Annotated in this window: 21 protein-coding genes; all 21 read left to right on the top strand. The window is 44.3% G+C overall.

The window, feature by feature from the left end; genetic code table 11:
* Nucleotides 1–101 precede the first annotated feature (101 nt).
* The 21 genes from rpsU to dnaG all read left to right on the top strand — a co-directional run bounded on the left by rpsU (nt 102) and on the right by dnaG (nt 19,479).
* Entirely contained in the window at nt 102–275 is a 174-nt protein-coding gene (gene rpsU, locus CHH58_RS05565; protein WP_077308578.1) for a 30S ribosomal protein S21, read from the top strand.
* A gap of 21 nt (nt 276–296) precedes the next feature.
* A complete protein-coding gene (locus tag CHH58_RS05560) occupies nt 297–743 on the top strand; it encodes a GatB/YqeY domain-containing protein (RefSeq protein ID WP_095222480.1) in 447 nt (148 codons plus the stop codon).
* Between the two features lie 164 nt (nt 744–907).
* Nucleotides 908–1,609, top strand: a complete 702-nt coding sequence (locus CHH58_RS05555; RefSeq protein ID WP_095262151.1) for an NfeD family protein — start codon at nt 908–910, stop codon at nt 1,607–1,609.
* A complete protein-coding gene (gene floA, locus CHH58_RS05550) occupies nt 1,606–2,592 on the top strand; it encodes a flotillin-like protein FloA (RefSeq protein ID WP_095218133.1) in 987 nt (328 codons plus the stop codon). The genes CHH58_RS05555 and floA overlap by 4 nt, the downstream gene beginning before the upstream one ends.
* A gap of 22 nt (nt 2,593–2,614) precedes the next feature.
* A complete protein-coding gene (locus tag CHH58_RS05545; RefSeq protein WP_095262150.1) occupies nt 2,615–3,055 on the top strand; it encodes a hypothetical protein in 441 nt (146 codons plus the stop codon).
* Nucleotides 3,056–3,136: 81 nt separating this feature from the next.
* Nucleotides 3,137–3,418: a sporulation protein YqfC gene (yqfC, locus tag CHH58_RS05540; protein ID WP_095226886.1), complete on the top strand. Its 282-nt coding sequence runs from the start codon at nt 3,137–3,139 to the stop codon at nt 3,416–3,418.
* A 23-nt stretch (nt 3,419–3,441) separates the two neighbouring features.
* A complete protein-coding gene (gene yqfD / locus CHH58_RS05535) occupies nt 3,442–4,680 on the top strand; it encodes a sporulation protein YqfD (protein ID WP_095260709.1) in 1,239 nt (412 codons plus the stop codon).
* Nucleotides 4,681–4,682: 2 nt separating this feature from the next.
* Nucleotides 4,683–5,639 (top strand): PhoH family protein, encoded by a 957-nt coding sequence (locus CHH58_RS05530; protein WP_095226888.1) that lies wholly within the window; start codon nt 4,683–4,685, stop codon nt 5,637–5,639.
* Between the two features lie 57 nt (nt 5,640–5,696).
* On the top strand, nt 5,697–7,811 hold the full coding sequence (locus CHH58_RS05525) for an HD family phosphohydrolase (protein WP_095262149.1): 2,115 nt from the start codon (nt 5,697–5,699) through the stop codon (nt 7,809–7,811).
* Nucleotides 7,811–8,284, top strand: a complete 474-nt coding sequence (ybeY, locus tag CHH58_RS05520; RefSeq protein WP_095226890.1) for an rRNA maturation RNase YbeY — start codon at nt 7,811–7,813, stop codon at nt 8,282–8,284. The genes CHH58_RS05525 and ybeY overlap by 1 nt, the downstream gene beginning before the upstream one ends.
* A complete protein-coding gene (locus CHH58_RS05515; protein WP_095226891.1) occupies nt 8,253–8,633 on the top strand; it encodes a diacylglycerol kinase family protein in 381 nt (126 codons plus the stop codon). The genes ybeY and CHH58_RS05515 overlap by 32 nt, the downstream gene beginning before the upstream one ends.
* 410 nt (nt 8,634–9,043) lie before the next feature.
* Nucleotides 9,044–9,952, top strand: a complete 909-nt coding sequence (gene era, locus CHH58_RS05510; protein ID WP_095226892.1) for a GTPase Era — start codon at nt 9,044–9,046, stop codon at nt 9,950–9,952.
* Between the two features lie 108 nt (nt 9,953–10,060).
* Complete coding sequence (locus CHH58_RS18900) at nt 10,061–10,216, top strand: YqzL family protein (protein WP_095218126.1); 156 nt, start codon at nt 10,061–10,063, stop codon at nt 10,214–10,216.
* Between the two features lie 23 nt (nt 10,217–10,239).
* Nucleotides 10,240–10,983, top strand: a complete 744-nt coding sequence (gene recO / locus CHH58_RS05500) for a DNA repair protein RecO (protein ID WP_095232858.1) — start codon at nt 10,240–10,242, stop codon at nt 10,981–10,983.
* Between the two features lie 296 nt (nt 10,984–11,279).
* Nucleotides 11,280–12,170, top strand: coding sequence for a glycine--tRNA ligase subunit alpha (gene glyQ / locus CHH58_RS05495; protein ID WP_095218124.1), 891 nt, complete (start codon nt 11,280–11,282; stop codon nt 12,168–12,170).
* Nucleotides 12,160–14,247 carry a glycine--tRNA ligase subunit beta gene (glyS, locus tag CHH58_RS05490; protein ID WP_095262148.1) on the top strand — a complete coding sequence of 696 codons (2,088 nt, stop codon included), beginning with the start codon at nt 12,160–12,162 and terminating at the stop codon, nt 14,245–14,247. Before glyQ ends, glyS begins: the two co-directional genes overlap by 11 nt.
* A 28-nt stretch (nt 14,248–14,275) precedes the next feature.
* A complete protein-coding gene (locus tag CHH58_RS05485; RefSeq protein ID WP_095226896.1) occupies nt 14,276–14,908 on the top strand; it encodes a helix-turn-helix transcriptional regulator in 633 nt (210 codons plus the stop codon).
* 21 nt (nt 14,909–14,929) lie between these two features.
* Nucleotides 14,930–15,739 (top strand): pyruvate, water dikinase regulatory protein, encoded by an 810-nt coding sequence (locus CHH58_RS05480; protein ID WP_095226897.1) that lies wholly within the window; start codon nt 14,930–14,932, stop codon nt 15,737–15,739.
* A 148-nt stretch (nt 15,740–15,887) separates the two neighbouring features.
* Complete coding sequence (locus CHH58_RS05475) at nt 15,888–16,991, top strand: acyltransferase (RefSeq protein ID WP_095260705.1); 1,104 nt, start codon at nt 15,888–15,890, stop codon at nt 16,989–16,991.
* A gap of 170 nt (nt 16,992–17,161) precedes the next feature.
* Entirely contained in the window at nt 17,162–17,632 is a 471-nt protein-coding gene (locus CHH58_RS05470; protein ID WP_095226899.1) for a YaiI/YqxD family protein, read from the top strand.
* A gap of 23 nt (nt 17,633–17,655) precedes the next feature.
* Nucleotides 17,656–19,479: a DNA primase gene (gene dnaG / locus CHH58_RS05465; RefSeq protein ID WP_095262147.1), complete on the top strand. Its 1,824-nt coding sequence runs from the start codon at nt 17,656–17,658 to the stop codon at nt 19,477–19,479.
* Nucleotides 19,480–19,501: the final 22 nt, after the last annotated feature.

The raw sequence follows: 19,501 nt of genomic DNA, 5'->3' as shown, positions 1-19,501 counted from the left end.
ATTGACCAGGATTTAGCATTATATTATAATGAGCAAAGACATATGCAGCAGTGCATATGAGTTAGCACATTGTTGTATGCTTCGGAGGGAGGGAAATTAGCATGTCAAACACTACTCGCGTTCGCAAAAACGAGTCTCTTGAAGATGCTCTTCGTCGCTTTAAGCGCACTGTTTCTAAAAGCGGTACTCTATCTGAATACCGTAAGCGTGAATTTTACGAAAAACCTAGTGTTCGTCGCAAGAAAAAATCTGAGGCGGCTAGAAAGCGTAAGTAAGCAAAGAGGGTGCAAAGAGATATGTCATTAACAGAACGTCTGAACCAGGATATGAAGACTGCGATGAAAGCAAGGGATAAGGAAACGCTCAGCGTAATCCGTATGGTGAAAGCTGCCCTGCAGAATGAAGCAATTCGTACTGGAAATGACACGCTGTCAGAAGATGAAGAACTTACCGTTTTATCTCGTGAGGTAAAACAACGAAAAGATTCCCTCCAAGAATTCCAAGAAGCTGGACGCGATGATCTTGCCCAGAAGCTTGAAGCTGAGCTTCAAGTTCTAAAAGATTATATGCCAGAACAGCTTTCGGAAGAAGAGCTTGAAGACATTATTAAACAGACCATCACGGAGGTAGGAGCTACTTCCAAGAAAGACATGGGCTCAGTTATGAGCGCTGTTATGCCGAAAGTCAAAGGCAAAACCGATGGTTCTTTAGTTAATAAAATCGTGAATAAGCACTTGTCTTAACTGATAGTTATATGAATATCTAAGGAAATCCCAATCATTGAATGATTGGGATTTCTGCTTTTTCACGAAAGTTTATCTACATATGAAACCTTTTCTTAATCCAAGCGTATAAGTTACTGTACATAACAACTGAAACGAAACTAGTCGGGGTCAGGAGGATTTCTATGCTGCAATATATCACGCTTCCGAGCCTTCAAACAGCGATGCACAGCTTCAGTGAAACGATGCAGACGTGGATTACTTTTCCAGTTCTTGTAACAATTTTGCTTTCCATAGCTTTTGCTGGATTGGCTGTCGAGATGTTCACACCGGGCTTTGGAGCGGGCGGAATACTAGGAATCACTGCTGGAGGGATCTTTCTTTACGGACACATTGCAGCAGGACTAGCGACAAATACGGATATACTGCTTTTGACTGCAGCTATCATTTTACTTGTCTTGGAATTATTCGTACCTGGAGGCATAGTGGGCATACTAGGTATGGTAGGGTTGCTCTGGGCGTTGTTTCGTATGTCGGCAGATAGAGCCGATATGATGATTAGCGTCAGTATTGCTTTTATTGTTACCATTGTTGCTGTCATCTATGTGATTCGTATCGTCGGTTTCGAAAAGGGTATGTTCAAGCCGATGATCCTTCAGGATACTCTTAGACCTGATACGCTTCCGAGTTTAACATCTATCATCGGTAAACGCGGTGTGGCAAAAACACCGCTGCGACCGTCAGGTGTTGCTGAAATCGAGAGTAGGGTAATGGATGTCATCACAGAGGGCAGGTATGTTGCTAAAGGATCTGAAATAGTTGTTATCCGTACAGAAGGCACTAAAATCATCGTCAGTCCTGTGACGAACAAGGAGGAAACAGAATGAATCAAGATATTATCGTACCGATTATTATTGCTGCAGTCATTTTGATTGCTTTGATTATCCTATTTACTTTTGTACCAGTTGCATTGTGGATCAGTGCCCTGGCAGCAGGTGTCCGTATCAGCATCTTCACATTGGTAGGGATGCGTTTAAGACGTGTTATCCCATCACGCGTCATAAATCCATTGATTAAAGCCCATAAAGCAGGCTTGAAGGTCGATACAAACCAGCTGGAGAGTCATTATCTGGCAGGAGGTAATGTCGACCGCGTCGTTAATGCACTTATTGCTGCACACCGTGCGAATATCGAATTACCATTTGAACGCTCAGCAGCAATCGATCTTGCTGGCCGTGATGTATTGGAAGCTGTACAAATGAGTGTCAATCCAAAAGTGATTGAAACACCGTTTATTTCAGGTGTGGCGATTGATGGTATCGAAGTGAAGGCGAAAGCTCGTATCACCGTGCGTGCCAATATCGACCGACTTGTCGGTGGTGCCGGAGAGGATACTATCATCGCGCGTGTAGGGGAAGGTATTGTCAGTACCATTGGTAGTTCCAAGAACCATAAGAATGTATTGGAAAACCCAGACAAAATCTCACACAATGTGTTGGAGCGTGGATTGGACTCCGGTACGGCATTTGAAATTCTGTCCATCGATATCGCAGACATTGATATCGGTAAAAACATCGGGGCGATGCTTCAAACGGATCAGGCGGAGGCAGATAAGAATATCGCCCAAGCCAAAGCTGAGGAACGTCGTGCGATGGCTGTAGCACAAGAGCAGGAAAACTTAGCCCGCGTACAAGAAATGCGTGCGAAGGTAGTAGAAGCAGAAGCGGAAGTCCCACTTGCGCTTGCTGAAGCACTGCGTTCAGGTAATATGGGTGTTATGGATTATATGAACTATCAGAACATCAATGCAGATACAACGATGCGCGATAGCATTGGAGACTTGTCTAATGGTGAAGAGGAAGAACGTTAAGATATAGAAAGGTGGCAGGTGCATGTTTGATATGTTGCAATTTCTCGTGCCTTTAGCAATTGCTGCCATTGCTTTCTTTTTTAACGCAGCAGCGAAAAAAGGGAATCAGGAAAACGATCCCCGACGGACGCAGCCTCCGGTCAAGAACTGGCAGGAAAAGAAGCCGCGTGCAAGCAAAGAACATCAGCAGAAACAAAAGCAAGTAAAAGCACCAGAACTAGTCCGAGCGGAGCAGAAAGCGGATAAATTTAGAGGGCAGGCAGTAGAGGCAATTCAACAAATTGTGGAAGTGCGGAGCGCTTCATCTGTCCGTCAAAATAAAGAAACACAACCGATAACCAAACCAATAAGGCTGAAAAGGCCAACAAGCAGACAATTGGCTGAGCAGGTGATTTGGTCAGAAATACTTGGAGAGCCGCGTGCAAAGAAACCGCACCGTACTTTTCAGAAGCGAGTCCGTTAACGGACTCGCTTTTTTTCGTTCATCAGTCTGTTCTTACTTCACCTTTTGCAACATAGAATGTGCAGAGGGGAGCTGGTGGAAATGAAAAAATGGCAGCAGCGGATCGGAAATTGGTTCACCGAGCATTTGGATATGCCTGCTGATGTGGTGCTTGAACTCCCTCGCATTACGACGATTGGCCATTTTCATGCCTATATCGAAAATCACAGAGGTCTCGTGTTATTTACGGATAATGAACTTAGGCTACGGCTTAACACAGGTTTTCTTCGAATAACAGGAGAATCCTTCGTACTGAAAGTCATGCTGCCAGAGGAAATCCTGCTCGAAGGCAAAATGAAGGAATTTAAATTCATTGATTCATAAGGCAGCGGAACGGGGGGGTATGTATGAAAAAGCACACACAGGATATTTATTTTACGGGATATGTGACCGTTCTGATTAAAGGAGACAGACCGGAGCTTTTTTTCAATCAGCTTGTGCAGGAGAAAGTCTTAGTCTGGGATATCATCAAAAAGGACAGCCAGACATGTGAAGCGAAAATCAGGAAACAGGATATAAGTAAGCTTCGCATGCAGCGAAGAGGGACAGGCTACAAAGTGCAGTTCCGCAGCAAGCATGGATTTCCTTTCCTCTTCACTGCATTGCTGCATAAGAAACCGTTGCTGCTGGGCATTGCCATCAGCATCCTATCCATCTTTTTCCTATCAAATACAGTATGGAAAATTGAAGTAAGAGGCGTAAGCCCGGAATTGGAACATCAAATTGAAACGCAGTTGGACGAATACGGTGTACGCTTAGGTGCATTCAAGCTGACTCTTGGTGCTCCGGTCGATATTCAACAGCGTCTTTTACAGGATATTCCGGATCTTCTCTGGATAGGAGTGCAAGAGAAAGGGACAACCTATGCATTGGAAGGTGTGCCGAAAACAATCGTAAAAGAAGAGGAACAACCAGGCCCCCGTCACCTTGTCGCAAAGAAAAAAGGTGTTATCGTCGATATGTTTGTATCAGAGGGAGTAGCGCAAGTTGGTGTACATGATTATGTAGAGCCTGGAGATGTGCTTGTTTCTGGTTTAATCGGCAATGAACCGCCTCCTGTAAACAAGGATGAAAAGGATAAGACAGAGCAAAAGGATACACGTAAGCATGTTGCCGCAACTGGTAATGTCATCGCTAGGACGTGGTATAATGTGTCTGCAGCAGTTCCACTTGAAGAAACGTATACCGTTCTAAGTGGTAAACAGGACAATAAATATGCGATTCAGTTCGGAGACAGCTTCCAGCTGCCAGTTTGGGGGTTCGGGGAAACTGAGTTCAAGGATTCCCAAGAGCAGACATCTGTCCGTCATCTCCGGTTCCTTCGGTGGGAATTGCCGATCGGAATGAGGAAGACGACCGAATATGAGCGGGTTACCAAACAAGTGAAGCGCACAAAAGAAGAAGCAAGTGCACAGGCTGAAAAATTGGCTAAACAGGATTTACAGCTCCAAGTTGGTGCTGATGCTGACATTATTTCTCAAAAAATTTTACATGAGACAGTCGAGAATGGTAAAGTTAAATTAATCTTATACTTTCAAGTAAATGAAGATATTGCAACATCTCAACCTATATCTCAAGGAGATTGATTATGCCTGAAGACGTAAAACGTGTGAATCTGCAATTAAAAGATACCAATGAAACATTAGCTCTGTTCGGCACGGAAGATCGCAATCTAAAGCAGATTGAAGAACATTTCCGTGTATCCATTGTTACACGAGGTGAAGAAGTTCGCGTAACTGGTCCAGAAGAAGATGTCCGAACTACAGAGGAGCTGCTGCAAGCGTTGGCTGCTGTCATTCGACGCGGCATTCCAATCGGAGAACGTGATGTGGTATACGCTATTGAATTAGCCAAAAAAGATAAGTTGGATCAATTCGAAACATTATTTGACGATGAAATAACGAAAAATGCAAAAGGTAAATCAATCCGGGTCAAAACGCTTGGTCAGCGGAATTATATCAATGGTATCAAGTCCAATGACTTAGTTTTCGGTATCGGACCTGCTGGTACAGGTAAAACGTATCTGGCAGTCGTTATGGCTGTTAATGCTTTGAAAAAAGGTATCGTCAAACGCATCATCCTAACACGGCCAGCAGTGGAAGCGGGCGAAAGCCTCGGATTCCTGCCTGGTGACTTGAAGGAAAAGGTGGATCCGTATTTACGACCGTTATACGACGCCTTACATGATGTTCTCGGTTTAGAACAGACGACCCGCTTAATTGAGCGTGGTACGATTGAGATCGCTCCGCTTGCTTATATGCGCGGGCGTACACTGGATGATGCTTTTGTTATCCTAGACGAAGCACAGAACACGACAAACGCACAGATGAAGATGTTTCTTACCAGACTCGGTTTCGGGTCCAAGATGGTCATCACCGGCGATTTGACGCAGATCGACTTGCCAAAAGGTGCCCTATCTGGTCTGCGTTCTATTGAAACAAAGCTGAGTAATGTAAAAGGTATCTATTTCACTTACTTAAAACAAACAGATGTAGTGCGCCACCCGCTCGTGCAGCGGATTATCGAAGCATACGAATCAGAGTAAAAAGGACAGGGCCCGACTTCGGGTCTTTTTCGGTTCAGGCGGATAGGAGGGTGGAGCGTGGCTAGAAAGAAGTTCACGGACCTGTTTAAAAAGAATTCTGGAGCTGGCGAACGTGCATTCATCCTGATAGGAGCAGTATTGCTAGGGTGCTTCTTCTTCATTACGACTGCTTCCAATGTGACGACGAAGAATTATGACGTCCAGATTTATGATGCAGCAAATGAAACGATTCGTTCGCCGATTACGATCGAGAATGAGGCCCAAACAGAAAGACAAAGGCAGGAAGCCAGCCAGCAAATAGATGACCGTTACACAGTATCATCTGAAATTACCGAAGCGAAGACAGATGCAGTAGAAGAGATTTTCTCTGCAATCGAACAAGCAGATAATGCCGATCAACCTATCGATCAAAGGGTCGAGTCAGTCAAGGACCTGCTTTCTGAATCTGTTAAGGAAGATTTAACGGATAGACAGCTGGAACAGCTGCTTCAAATTCCAACAGGCGAAAGGGAAATCAGTGAAAAAGTATTTGTCGATACCATGACTGGATTTCTTGAAGATGGAATTAAGCGCGATGAAGTACAGCAGACGCAGGAAGAGATGGGAGAAAGAATCGGTTATGCGGATGTATCCGCTAATGCTAAGCAAGCGCTCCGTTCACTGACTAGCTTTGCCATCGTTCAGAATGCATCCTTTGACGCGCAGGATACAGCTTCAGCAAGAGCAGAAGCCCAGCAGAGCGTGGCACCTGTCATGATTCGTGCAGGCCAGATCATCGTTCAGGAAGGCCAGACAATCACGAACGATGTTTACGAAGAACTGAAGCTCGTAGGTCTTCTAAACAATACAAGGAATGTCCTGCCACTTGTTGGTCTAGTGCTATTTATGGCTCTCTTAGTCGGTATTTTGGCATATGAAACAATACATACATTAAAAAAACAGACTAGACCGAGTAAGTCTGTCCTGATGTTTTCGTTTTTGCTTACTTGTATGTCGGTTCTGTTATTAAAGTTAATTAGTGCCCTTGGAACAACAGATCAGCATTATTATTTGCTGCTTCCTGCTGCATTTGCGGCAGTTTTATTCCGGTATCTGCTTAGCGAGCGGTTCGCTATCGGATATGCAATCGTGTACAGTATATTGGCTGGAATCATCTTGAATGATGAAATACCTGGATCTTTGAATATGGAGGCAACACTTTACTTCTTGTTCGCCCAGCTCGCAGCTGTCTATTCGATTCGTAATGTTAAGGATAAGACGGCGATGGCAAAAGCGCTGCTTTTGCTGGCAAGTGTGCAAGTAATTAGTGTATTGTTATTCTTATTCTTTGCATTCGAGAAATATGCTTGGGAAGCGGTGTTACTTTATGTTGGTTTTGCCGTTTTGTCTGCTATATTGACAGTCATACTTGTAGCCGGTATTTTGCCGTTTGTCGAAGCTGGATTTGGTGTACTTTCCGAAACGAAGCTTTTGGAATTATCGAAACCAAACCATCCACTTCTGAAAAAAATCCTTACTGATGCACCTGGGACATATCATCACAGCATCATGGTAGCAAATTTGTGTGAAGCTGCATGCGAAGCAATCGGAGCAGACGGCCTGCTCGCCAGAGTCGGTGCATATTACCATGATCTCGGCAAAACACGGCAGCCGCAGCTTTTCATTGAGAACCAAATGGGTCGAAACAATCCGCATGACAAACTATCACCGCGGCAAAGTGCAGAAATCATCATCCGCCATCCATATGATGGAGCACAAATGCTGCAAAATAACCATTTTCCAAAAGAAATTGTTGATATGGCCAAACAGCATCATGGCACATCGCTTTTGAAGTTTTTTTACTACAAGGAAAAGGAATATAATAAAGAAGTAAAGGAAGAAACTTATCGTTATCCTGGTCCAAAGCCGTCTACGCAAGAGGCAGCTGTCCTATCGATTTGTGATTCTGTGGAAGCGGCGGTTCGTTCCATGAAAGAGCCGACTCAGGAAAAAATCAGCAGCTTGGTAGACAGTATCATCAAGGATAAGCTAATGGATGGACAACTGGATTGTGCGCCGTTGACTTTGCAGGATTTGCAAGTAATCAAAGAAGCAATTTGTCAGGCTCTTACGGGAATATTTCATTCCCGTATCGAATACCCGGATGAAGAAAAAGTGAAGGAGGCAAACTAATGCATATTGATTTTCATGATAAAACAAATAGCGTGACAGCAGATTACGTTGATCTAATTGATCGGCTGATACAATACGCAGCAGATGCAGAAGAAATAACAGAGGAAGCGGAGATGTCCATCACTTTTGTGGACAATACTGAAATACAGATAATCAACCGTAATTATCGACAAAAGGATGCGCCGACAGACGTCATATCCTTCGCCATGCAAGAAGAAGGGGAAGGGGAACAGCAAATCATCGGAGAAGAAATCCCAATTGTCTACGGTGATATCATTATCTCTGTCGACAAAGCTAAGGAACAGGCAGAAGAGTATGAGCATAGCGTAGAGAGAGAGCTTGGTTTCCTAGCTCTGCATGGCTTCCTGCATCTCTTAGGATATGATCATATGAATGAGGCAGATGAGAAGAAGATGTTCGGTCGACAAGAGGAGATTTTGAATGGCTTCGGACTCAAACGGGAAGAAAACTAAATACGGCATCGGATTTCGCTATGCGTGGAATGGGATACGCTGGACTTTCCTTGAGGAGAGGAACTTCCGCATCCATACGATCGCAGCAATAATTGCCCTAACAACAGGTGTGATTTTTCGAATCGATCCGGCAGAATGGGCGGCTGTCATTTTAAGTATTGGGTTCGTCATTGTGACGGAAATGATCAATACAGTCGTCGAGCTCATGATGGACCATCTTTCGCCTGAGCAAAGCAGGGCAGCAGGTCTCATCAAAGATATTGCAGCAGGTGCTGTCCTCATTGCAGCCATCACTGCTATTTGTGTCGGGTTGGTCGTTTTCGTTCCAGAAATCATTTCTGTATTGTGAGGAAAACCGTCCATGTAGATGGGCGGTTTTTTTCTTGGTTTGGTTAGCCGTCTAGCTCCAAAGACCAGAAACTGCGTTGTAAGCAATGAATCCCGCCGTGGTAAGAACACCCACTCTGGGCTCCCTTGCTTACCACTTCGTTTCTTAGCGGTTCCCTCCCCTTTTGATTGGTCGTCTAGCTGCGGGAACCAGAAACTGCGTGTAAGCAAAGGATCCCGCCGTGGTAAGAACACCCACTCTGGGCTGCCTTGCTTATCACTTCGTTTCTTAGCGGTTCCCTCCGCTTTTGATTTTTTTAACCCCTTTTGTCGAATGGATGAAGTGGCGGGGGATTTGTAGTAAGATAGAGATACAACATTTTATAGTACTTGATGTTTTTGTCGTACTAGTACTTGGAGGAATATAACAGCATGCAGAAAGAATTTCATTCAGGTTTCATTTCCATCATCGGGCGACCGAATGTTGGGAAATCAACTTTATTAAATCGTTTTGTCGGTCAGAAGATCTCTATTATGAGTGATAAGCCGCAGACAACGCGTAATCGGATACAAGGAGTACTAACACAGGATGATGCACAGTTCATCTTTATTGATACGCCTGGTATTCACAAACCGAAGCATAAGCTCGGAGATTTCATGGTGAAGACTGCAGAGAATACAATGAATGAAGTAGACGCTGTCATGTTCATGGTCAATGCAGAAGAGGGCTATGGCAGAGGGGATCAATTTATCCTCGAACGTCTGCAGAGAGTCGAAGGCCCGGTTTTCTTAGTCTTGAATAAAATTGATAAGATTCATCCGGATAAGCTGCTCGAACTTATCGAGCTGTATAAGGACAAGTTGGACTTCACTGAAATTGTTCCAATCAGTGCGCTGGAAGGCAATAATACGGCGCATTTACTTGAAACATTAAAAGGCTATCTGCCAGAGGGACCACAATATTACCCGGAAGACCAAGTGACGGATCACCCGGAGCGCTTCGTTGTAAGTGAGCTAATTCGCGAGAAGGTACTGCATTTGACGCGGGAGGAAATACCACATTCTATTGCAGTTGTCATCGAAGCAATCGAGAATCGCCATAGTACGACGGAGAAGGTATTTATCCAGGCGACAATTATCACGGAACGTAAATCCCAAAAAGGAATCATTATCGGCAAACAGGGCAGTATGCTCAAACAAGTCGGGAAGCTGGCGCGTAGAGATATAGAGATGTTGCTTGGCAGTAAGGTGTTTCTCGAGCTTTGGGTTAAAGTGCAGCCTGATTGGCGAAATAAGCAGGCGCAACTCAATGATTACGGTTTCAGCCGTGAAGAATATTGATACCTGGTAATATTTAAAGCACATGGATTGAGGAGTAGGTGTCATCCTAACTAGGAGAATGTTTTGTATGTTCATTTCTTAAAAAAAGCATAGAAAGGTGGACTTCCTGTGATTGATTTCCATTGGCAAATCTTTAGCAAGACCGGGAGTATCGAAACCTACTTATTGATGAAAGAAATTGAAACAATGTACAATTCACTAATACCTCCGGAGCGAGATAACATTATTGAGCTCCCAAGTTATAGACTTCAATCTAAAATGTAAGTAACAGGAGTGGGGAGAGAGCGTTGCTCCAAAATGTAGAAGGAATAATCCTGCGCACACAGGATTATGGGGAAACACATAAGATCATAACAATCTTCACGGAGGATCGCGGTAAGATCGCCGTGATGGCCAGAGGTGCAAAGAAACCGAAAAGCAGGATGGCTGCCATCGCACAGCCATTCATCTTTGGATCATTCCTAGTACAGATTGGTTCCGGTATGGGAGCCATGCAGCAAGGAGAACCTCTTCAAAGCTTCAGGTCAATCCGTGAAGATATCGTCAAAACAGCTTATGCGTCCTATATAGCAGAAATGACAGATAAGCTGTCAGATAATAATAAGCCTGACCCTGAATTATTCCGTCAGCTGCTTCAAGTGATGGAATGGATCAATGATGGAAAAGATGCGGACGTTTTGCGCATAATCTATGAATTAAAGATGTTCCGTCGTGGCGGTTTCGCACCAACAGTGCATCAATGCGTTAACTGCGGAAATACGGAGCTGCCTTACCGGTTTTCCGTACCAGAAGGCGGTATGCTTTGCAGACGCTGTATGCATCTCGATCCAGATGCATATGTATTATCAGAGAAAGTTACAAAGCTATTGCAGCTATTTTCAAGTATTGATATCTCCAGGATCGGCAATATTTCAGTTAAGCCAGAAACGAAACGGCTTTTAAACGAGCTGCTTGATACTTATTATGACCGGTACGGAGGGTATTTCCTGAAAAGCAAGAAGTTCCTTGCGCAATTGGATAAACTTCAATAAAGGTTTGTTGACAATTAGTATGGCATTTTAGTATGATAGTTACAAAATCGACGGCTTGCGTTGAAGAAGAGTAGTATCCGTCCGGTACTTTGCATAGCGAATCTGGGATAGTGTGAGCCAGAACAAAGGAAGACGGAGAAGGCACTTTGGAGCAAAAGGAAAAAAGAGTGGCTTCCATTTGGGAGCAATTAGGGTGGAACCGCGGTAATCCCGTCCCTATGCTGTTTAGGCAGCATAGGGACGGGATTTTTCTTTGTCCATCCTGACGTTGATGAAAAGAAGATGGAGGGAATCCGATGAATATCCAAAATATGATTTTGACGTTACAGAAGCATTGGTCAGACCAAGGCTGTCTATTGATGCAAGCGTATGATGTAGAAAAAGGGGCAGGAACAATGAGCCCTATGACTTTATTGCGCAGTCTTGGTCCTGAGCCGTGGAATGTGGCCTATGTAGAGCCTTCTCGCCGACCAGCCGATGGCCGCTACGGGGAAAACCCAAACCGTTTATACCAGCATCATCAATTCCAGGTGATCATGAAGCCTTCACCAGACAACATCCAGGAACTTTATTTGGAATCACTTCGCAAACTGGGCATTGATCCATTGAAGCATGATATCCGATTTGTTGAGGATAACTGGGAGAACCCGACACTTGGTGCTGCTGGACTTGGCTGGGAGGTTTGGCTTGATGGTATGGAAATAACACAGTTCACCTATTTCCAGCAAATCGGCGGTTTGGAAGCAAAACCCGTTTCTGTAGAGATTACATATGGTCTGGAACGACTTGCTTCTTACATCCAAGATAAAGAAAATGTTTTCGAGCTTGAATGGACAGATGGCGTTACTGTAGCGGATATCTTCAAGCAGCCGGAATTTGAGCATAGCACGTATACGTTCAAAGAATCTGATACAGACATGCTGTTCCAACTGTTTGATATGTACGAAAAAGAAGCGAAACGAATCATGGATGAAGGACTCGTCTTCCCTGCGTATGATTACGTGCTAAAATGTTCCCACACATTTAACTTGCTCGATGCCAAAGGCGCCATCTCAGTTACTGAGCGAACTGGTTATATCGGCAGAGTGCGGAATTTGGCAAGATCAATTGCGAAGAGCTATGTAGCAGAACGGGAACGACTTGGTTTCCCAATGCTGAAAGAAGGAGCGGATGAGCATGCAGAATAAGGATGTACTTTTTGAAATTGGTTTAGAGGAAATGCCGGCGCGGTTTTTGCCCGGCACTATTGAGCAGTTGGAATCCAAAACGACAGCATGGCTGAATGAGCTGGGCCTCTCCTTCGAAAAGGTACTTGTACAAGCTACACCGAGACGTGTTGCTGTTACAATTCTTTCCCTTTCCGACAAGCAGCCTGATATTGAAGAGGAAGTAAAAGGACCTGCACTTCGAATTGCAAAAGATGAAGCAGGACAATGGTCGAAGGCAGCGCAAGGTTTTACGCGCGGTCAAGGTGCTGCAGTTGAGGATATCTACACGAAAGATGTGGATGGCACTGAATATATTTATGTGAAAAAGTTTGTCAAAGGTCAGCACGCAGTAGACTTGCTTCCATCATTCAAAGATGTGCTGCTCAGCTTGCATTTTCCGAAGAATATGCGTTGGGGATCCGGCAACTTGCGTTATGCACGACCGATTCGCTGGATCGTTGCATTGTACGATGAATCTGTCATTCCAATGGAGATAGCGGGAACAGAATCTTCAAATCTTACTTATGGACATCGCTTTCTTGGAAAAACGGCTACAATCGATAATCCTGCTGCATATGCTTCTGTACTGGAAGAGCAATTTGTCATCGTAGACCAGAAGAAACGTCAACAGATGATCATTGATGGTATTCGTCAATTGGAAACAGTGAACGGCTGGCATATTCCGATCGATGAAGATCTTTTAGAGGAAGTGCTGTATTTGGTGGAATACCCAACTGTATTCCATGGTGATTTTGCTGCCAGCTTCCTGGATCTGCCGCAAGAGGTGCTGATTACGAGCATGAAAGAACATCAGCGTTACTTCCCAGTAACAGACCCTTCTGGTCAGCTGCTGCCACATTTCATCGGTGTGCGTAACGGTAACAGCGATCACTTGGAAAACGTTGCCCGCGGTAACGAGAAGGTGCTTCGTGCCAGACTCCAAGATGCAGAATTCTTCTATGCTGAGGATAAAGCGCAGCCGATAGAGAAAGCACAAGAAAAACTGTCTAAAATGGTTTATCAAGTGGAACTTGGAACCTTGCAGGATAAAGTGGGCCGTGTGACGAAGATTGCGAAGATGATTAGTGAAGCTGCAGTTATCGATCAGGAAACTGCTGCTCGAGCAGAGCGCGCAGCAAGCATAGCCAAGTTTGACCTTGTGACAAATATGGTAAACGAATTCACTGAATTACAAGGTATTATGGGTGAGAAATATGCACGCCACTTCGGCGAATCTGACAGTGTGGCCCAAGCAATTCGCGAACAGTATATGCCGCTTTCCTCCCATGGAGCGCTGCCTGAATCTGTAGAAGGTACAATTGTCAGTATTGCCGACAAACTGGACACAATCGTAGGAAGCATGGTTATCGGCAACGTTCCGACTGGTTCCCAAGATCCTTATGGTTTACGTCGTCAGGCAATTGGTATTATCCAAATGCTGCTGAAGACAGACTGGCAGATCACAGTAGAGGAAATCGTCAATCGAGCAGTTGAATTGTTCGAGCAACAAGCATTGCCGACAGTTGAAAGAGATAAGTATACAGATGATATTCGCAATTTCTTCAAACAGCGTGCTTCTCAATTGCTGAAAGAAGAAGGCATCTCTCATGATGTAGTGGAAGCAGTTCTTTCTGTACAAATCGGTAACTATCCGTATACACTTGCTAAAGCGAAAACAATGCAAGTATTGCGTCAAGATGAGAACTTCAAACCAGTTCAGGAAGCATTGGGACGCGTCATTAACCTTGCTAAAAAAGGTGCAGATCATGGGGTAGAAGAAGCATTGTTCGAAAATGAATACGAAAAGCAGCTCTACAACATGCTCAACCAAAATAAAACAGCTTATATGGAGGCTGCAAGCAACCGTCAAGCAAAAGAAGCTTTGGATACGTTGGCAGCGTTCACTGACACTATCCATGCATTCTTCGACCACACAATGGTCATGGCAGAGGATGAAAAATTAAAAACGAACCGCTTATCATTATTGAACCAATTGGCTGCACTGATTCTCAGCTATGCAGATGTAACAAAAGTACAGTGGAAACAGGTCCAATGAGGGCAGTTCTTGGATAGAGGTGATGAACATGGATTTGTCTAAAAGACAACAGCAGATTATCGCGATAGTGAAAGAAGCGGGTCCGATAACAGGTGAACAGATCGCGGAACGGCTTAGTCTGACACGGGCGACTTTGCGTCCTGATTTGGCGATTCTTACAATGGTAGGTTTCCTGGATGCAAGACCGCGTGTTGGTTACTTCTATACAGGTAAGACAGGTTCAGAGATCATTACAGAAAAACTGATGAAATATAAGGTGGAGACCTTCCAATCGATGCCGATTGTCGTCAAAGAGGACGATTCAGCTTACGATGCGATCAGCGCAATGTTCCTTAGTGATGTCGGAACACTTTTTGCAGTTGATCAAGACAATAATCTCGTCGGAGTCGTTTCTCGTAAGGATTTACTGCGAGCAAGTATCGGCAATCAGGTGCTACAGGATATTCCAGTTCACATCATTATGACGAGGATGCCAAATGTTGCTGTTTGTTATCCGGATGAATTGTTGGTGGAAGCGGCCAATCGGTTGATAGATAAACAAATCGACAGTCTGCCGGTCATAGAAAGATCAAATGAGGCAGGCGCAAAAGTAGTTGGGCGTATTACAAAGACAACGATCACAAAGGCCTTCGTAGAACTTGCTCGAAATGAACTTATGTAAATATATCCAGGAGGGGAACCGATGGAGAAACCAATCGTCTATGTTGTATCAGATTCTGTAGGGGAAACAGCAGAGCTCGTTGTAAAAGCAGCATTAAGTCAGTACAATTTGGAAGAGCCGTTTGCTTTACAACGTGTTCCTTATGTAGAGAACACATCTATATTGGAAGAAACACTTAAGCAAGCAAGCGAACGTCCATCAATCATTGCCTTCACAATGGTCAATCCGGATTTCCGGGCTTTCCTTACAAGTGAAGCGCAAAGACAAGGTATACCTTGCATCGACTTGATGGGGCCGCTTATGGATGCGATGGCAGATATGTTCCATCAGAAGCCAAAACTGCAGCCAGGCCTTGTCCATCGTCTGGATGAAGATTATTTCCGAAGAATCGAAGCGATTGAATTTGCGGTCCGCTACGACGATGGGCGTGATCCACGCGGTATTGCCCGGGCTGATATTGTACTTATTGGTGTATCGCGCACATCCAAAACACCATTATCCCAGTATCTGGCGCATAAACGTCTAAAAGTCGCCAATGTCCCGATTGTTCCGGAAGTAGATCCGCCTCGGGAACTTTTCCAAGTGGATCCTTCCAAATGCATAGGTCTTCGCATCAGTCCTGAGAAGCTTAATGATATCCGTAAGGAACGTCTAAAAGCGCTTGGTCTTGGGGATCAAGCGAGCTATGCCAATATCGACCGGATCAATCATGAACTGGAACATTTTGATAAGATTGCCGAACGAATTGGCTGTCGTGTGATTGATGTTTCCAATAAAGCAGTTGAAGAAACTGCCAATAGTATCTTGACTGTTCGCAATCAACAGGATTAAGTTAGTACAAAGTTAGTGTTAAGATTCTGTTTATCATGTTGACGGTCCTTCGGTAGAATCTTTACGATTAAGAACAGAAGAGGTGACAGCAGATAATCTGTTGTTGCCTCTTCTATTTCGTAAAATGATGTCTACAAGGAGACCTAACATGAAAAGACAACAGCAGATCCAATCTATTTATTTGATGAGGCTCTTGGCAATGTCACTTGTCGTGCTCGTCCATGTGACAGGCACGTATGCTACTGTTCTGCCGTTTGCAGGCGATGCGTACGAAAAATATCATTTTCTTAACCGGATCATTCGGATAGAAGCAGGCTTGTTCATAGCAATTACCGGCCTGGTTTTCTTTTATCAATACAAACACAAAAAACTGACAAAGTCATTATGGAAAGACTACTACAAAAAGCGTGTCAGCTTCATCCTGATTCCTTACATCATTTGGGCAATTATATACGAGCTGCACAAGGCAATTCTCGGTTTTGGAGATCTCCAGCCAGCAGCAATTGCCAAGCGGATATTTTTTGGAGAAAGCTATTATCAGCTGCACTTTATATTTCTTATTGTCCAAATTTACTTAGTACTGCCTTTGCTGGTTTGGCTGGACCATAAAGTATCCATCTTCAGAAAATATATGTTTGTGTTCGGGGGCTTACTGCAGCTTAGCTACTTTGCCCTGCAGACCTATCTGCCGTTCAGCCCGTTTCCTTTATTCCTGCAATTGATGGGTACTTTATTGCTCGGCGGATGGATAGGCATACATTATGACAGGGAAAAAGCTAAAAGCAAACGCTGGTCTACCTGGGGATGGCTGCTGACCAGTGGCATAGCAGGATCAGCCATCGCGATTTATTATTACCTTTCTGGAACTTTAGGTGTCTTCGAGTGGAACAACATTCTGTATGAGAGTGTGAATTATGTTTTCCTTATAACAGGCTGTTACAGCATTTTCCGGATTGCTGAATCTGTTGCAGACAAGCTTTCGACATCGACACTAGCCAGATTACAGCAAATTGCGAGCTATTCCTTTGGTTACTATCTGCTGCATCCGCTCATTCTGGATTATGTGACAAGAACAATACCTGCATACAGCAACTATTTATTTCATGTCCAGATACTGCTGCGCTATCTTGCTGTAATGGGAGTTTGTTTCTTAATCATCTATCTTTTTCATCGCTATGTGCCTTTTGCTTCGTTGTTCTTCGGTAAATTACCGAAGAACAGCAGTCTGCTGAAGCATTCCAAGGCATCCTGAATGCCAGTTAAAATAATGGCTTTTTTAAATACTTTGTATTATAATTAGTTTTTGTGAAAAAATGTTGTTAGTATTAAATATGTTTAAATGGTAACCCTTGAGGTAAAAAGCTTTATAAAAATTTTACGAAAAAGGAAGGATTCCGCATTTTATTGTAGAATTAGTGAGACATGAAATCACATAACCCTATTGTCTATGTGGATGCAGATAGCTGTCCTGTCAAGCAGGAGATTGTTTCTGCATGTGCAGCCTATCACGTTCCTGTCCGATTCGTAACCACAATTAATCATTTGAGCAGTGATTCAGATGACTCCTGGGTGGTTCTTGATCCTGTGGATCAGGCAGTGGATTGGTACATTCTGAATCACATTACGCCTGGAGCTTGTGTTGTAACGCAAGATCTTGCATTGGCTACCTTACTCACAGCTAAGGACGTAACAGTCATCACACCTCGCGGAGAGCTGATTACGGAGGAAGATGCCGATGAGATACTGCTAAGAAAGCACATGCGAATCCAAAATCAACGACAGGGCAAACGAATTAAGGGACCTTCCAAGCTGACAGCTGCCGATAGAAGAAGATTCCTTACTATTTTTTCGTCTTTTTGTCGAAAAATGCAGGAATCAGACGAAAGTTGTTGAATTATATAGGTTGGTGATGTGGAATGGCTGGTGCAATACCAGAAGAAATAGTCGAGGAAGTCCGCAAATCAAATGATATTGTCGATGTGATAGGCGAGCATGTCCAATTAAAGAAACAAGGCCGGAACTACTTCGGACTTTGTCCTTTCCATGGTGAAAAATCTCCATCATTCTCCGTGACCCAGGAAAAACAGATTTTTCATTGTTTTGGCTGTGGAAAAGGAGGAAATGTATTTACTTTCCTAATGGAATTGGAAGGTCTTTCCTTCTCCCGGTCGGTTCAAAAACTCGCCGAAAGAAGCGGAACAGAAGTGCCAGCTTCCGTAGCAGAGCAGCAGGAACGCGGGCAATCCCGTGAAGACCAGACTGCGCTTGAGGCGAATGAGTGGGTTGTTAAGCTCTACCATAACTTGCTGCGCAATACGAAAGAAGGTAAGACTGGTTATGAATATCTCCTCGGTCGTGGTTTGACTGATGAGACGATTGACACCTTCCAGCTTGGCTTTGCACCGAACAGCAGAGATTTTACTGTGAAATTCCTTGAAGGAAAAGGGTACAAGCCGCAGGAATTGCTGCATACGGGGCTGTTTTCATCCGATAAAGAAAATAAGCCTCAGGATCGCTTCCGCGGGCGGGTTATTTTTCCGATACGGAACCATCTCGGTAAGACAGTTGGCTTTGGCGGCCGTACACTAGGCGGAGGTCAGGAACCAAAGTACTTGAACAGTTCCGAAAGCGAGCTTTTCCAAAAAGGAAGAATGCTGTTCAATTTCGATTTGGCAAGAAGTGAGATCCGCAAGTCTGGCCAGGTTGTTGTATTCGAAGGATATAATGATGTAATTGCAGCGCATCAGGCGGGTGTGAGAAACGGGGTTGCGACGCTTGGAACATCTCTAACAGAGACCCAAGCAAGGCTTTTGAAGCGGTATGCGGAACAGGTAGTCATTTGCTATGACGGCGATAAGGCAGGTTTTGAAGCGACTTATCGTGCATTACAAATCCTGCAAAAGAACGGTAATCATGTACGAGTTGCAATGCTCCGGGACGGTCTGGATCCAGATGATTACATCCGTGAGCATGGAGCAGAAAAATTCAAACGATCCATCATTGATGCTGCCCTGACGGCTATGTCCTTCATGATGCACTACTTAAAGCAGGACTACAACCTTTCACTTGAAGGAGATCGCCTGCAGTATGTAGAAAAAGTATTGGATGAGATTGCGCAGATTGAAAGCTCTGTAGAACGGGAACACTATTTGCGGGAGCTGTCGAACGCAATGGATCTTTCCATGGATACGCTTGTCTCCGATCTTGAACCCAGACTCCGCAAACGGGAAAGCAAGAGAGGAGTCAGCAACTCGGCTAAAGCGCCAACTCCAAAGCAGCAATCCCGTCATTACGAAAAAAAAATACCAACTGCTTTTCAAACGGCAGAAAAACAACTCTTGGCGCATATGCTTAGAACAGCGGCAATTGCGGATAAGGTTCAGGAAGAGATAGGGGCTTCGTTCATATCGGATCAAGTCCAGGTGATTGCTACCCATCTGTACGCTTTTTATGAAGAAGGCAATGATGCGGATGTGAGCCAATTCGTATCATCATTGGAGGACCCTTCCTTGCAGCAGCTGGTCATCCAAACAGCCATGCTGCCGGTGGTCGAGGATATAAGTGATCAGGAGATCGGCGACTATATCCGCACCATTAAGCGCGAGCAAGTGAATAAGACAGATATTAGCCAGTTGCTGGCGGAACAGAGGCAAGCCGAACAGGAAAATGATCCGATTCGGGCAGCACAGATAGCCATGAAGATCATGGAAATACGTAGAACTTTAAAAAGTTCTCTGTAACAATAGATAGCTTGATGTTTTG

The organism is Terribacillus saccharophilus (genome assembly GCF_002272745.1).
Taxonomy (GTDB): Bacteria; Bacillota; Bacilli; order Bacillales; family Amphibacillaceae; genus Terribacillus; species Terribacillus saccharophilus_B.
This window is presented reverse-complemented; position numbering and strand designations above follow the sequence as displayed.

Coding starts and splice junctions, on each gene's coding strand:
- rpsU (WP_077308578.1), top strand. CDS start 102: ATGTCAAACACTACTCGCGTTCGCAAAAACGAGTCTCTTGAAGATGCT.
- CHH58_RS05560 (WP_095222480.1), top strand. CDS start 297: ATGTCATTAACAGAACGTCTGAACCAGGATATGAAGACTGCGATGAAA.
- CHH58_RS05555 (WP_095262151.1), top strand. CDS start 908: ATGCTGCAATATATCACGCTTCCGAGCCTTCAAACAGCGATGCACAGC.
- floA (WP_095218133.1), top strand. CDS start 1,606: ATGAATCAAGATATTATCGTACCGATTATTATTGCTGCAGTCATTTTG.
- CHH58_RS05545 (WP_095262150.1), top strand. CDS start 2,615: ATGTTTGATATGTTGCAATTTCTCGTGCCTTTAGCAATTGCTGCCATT.
- yqfC (WP_095226886.1), top strand. CDS start 3,137: ATGAAAAAATGGCAGCAGCGGATCGGAAATTGGTTCACCGAGCATTTG.
- yqfD (WP_095260709.1), top strand. CDS start 3,442: ATGAAAAAGCACACACAGGATATTTATTTTACGGGATATGTGACCGTT.
- CHH58_RS05530 (WP_095226888.1), top strand. CDS start 4,683: ATGCCTGAAGACGTAAAACGTGTGAATCTGCAATTAAAAGATACCAAT.
- ybeY (WP_095226890.1), top strand. CDS start 7,811: ATGCATATTGATTTTCATGATAAAACAAATAGCGTGACAGCAGATTAC.
- CHH58_RS05515 (WP_095226891.1), top strand. CDS start 8,253: ATGGCTTCGGACTCAAACGGGAAGAAAACTAAATACGGCATCGGATTT.
- era (WP_095226892.1), top strand. CDS start 9,044: ATGCAGAAAGAATTTCATTCAGGTTTCATTTCCATCATCGGGCGACCG.
- glyQ (WP_095218124.1), top strand. CDS start 11,280: ATGAATATCCAAAATATGATTTTGACGTTACAGAAGCATTGGTCAGAC.
- glyS (WP_095262148.1), top strand. CDS start 12,160: ATGCAGAATAAGGATGTACTTTTTGAAATTGGTTTAGAGGAAATGCCG.
- CHH58_RS05485 (WP_095226896.1), top strand. CDS start 14,276: ATGGATTTGTCTAAAAGACAACAGCAGATTATCGCGATAGTGAAAGAA.
- CHH58_RS05480 (WP_095226897.1), top strand. CDS start 14,930: ATGGAGAAACCAATCGTCTATGTTGTATCAGATTCTGTAGGGGAAACA.
- CHH58_RS05475 (WP_095260705.1), top strand. CDS start 15,888: ATGAAAAGACAACAGCAGATCCAATCTATTTATTTGATGAGGCTCTTG.
- CHH58_RS05470 (WP_095226899.1), top strand. CDS start 17,162: ATGAAATCACATAACCCTATTGTCTATGTGGATGCAGATAGCTGTCCT.
- dnaG (WP_095262147.1), top strand. CDS start 17,656: ATGGCTGGTGCAATACCAGAAGAAATAGTCGAGGAAGTCCGCAAATCA.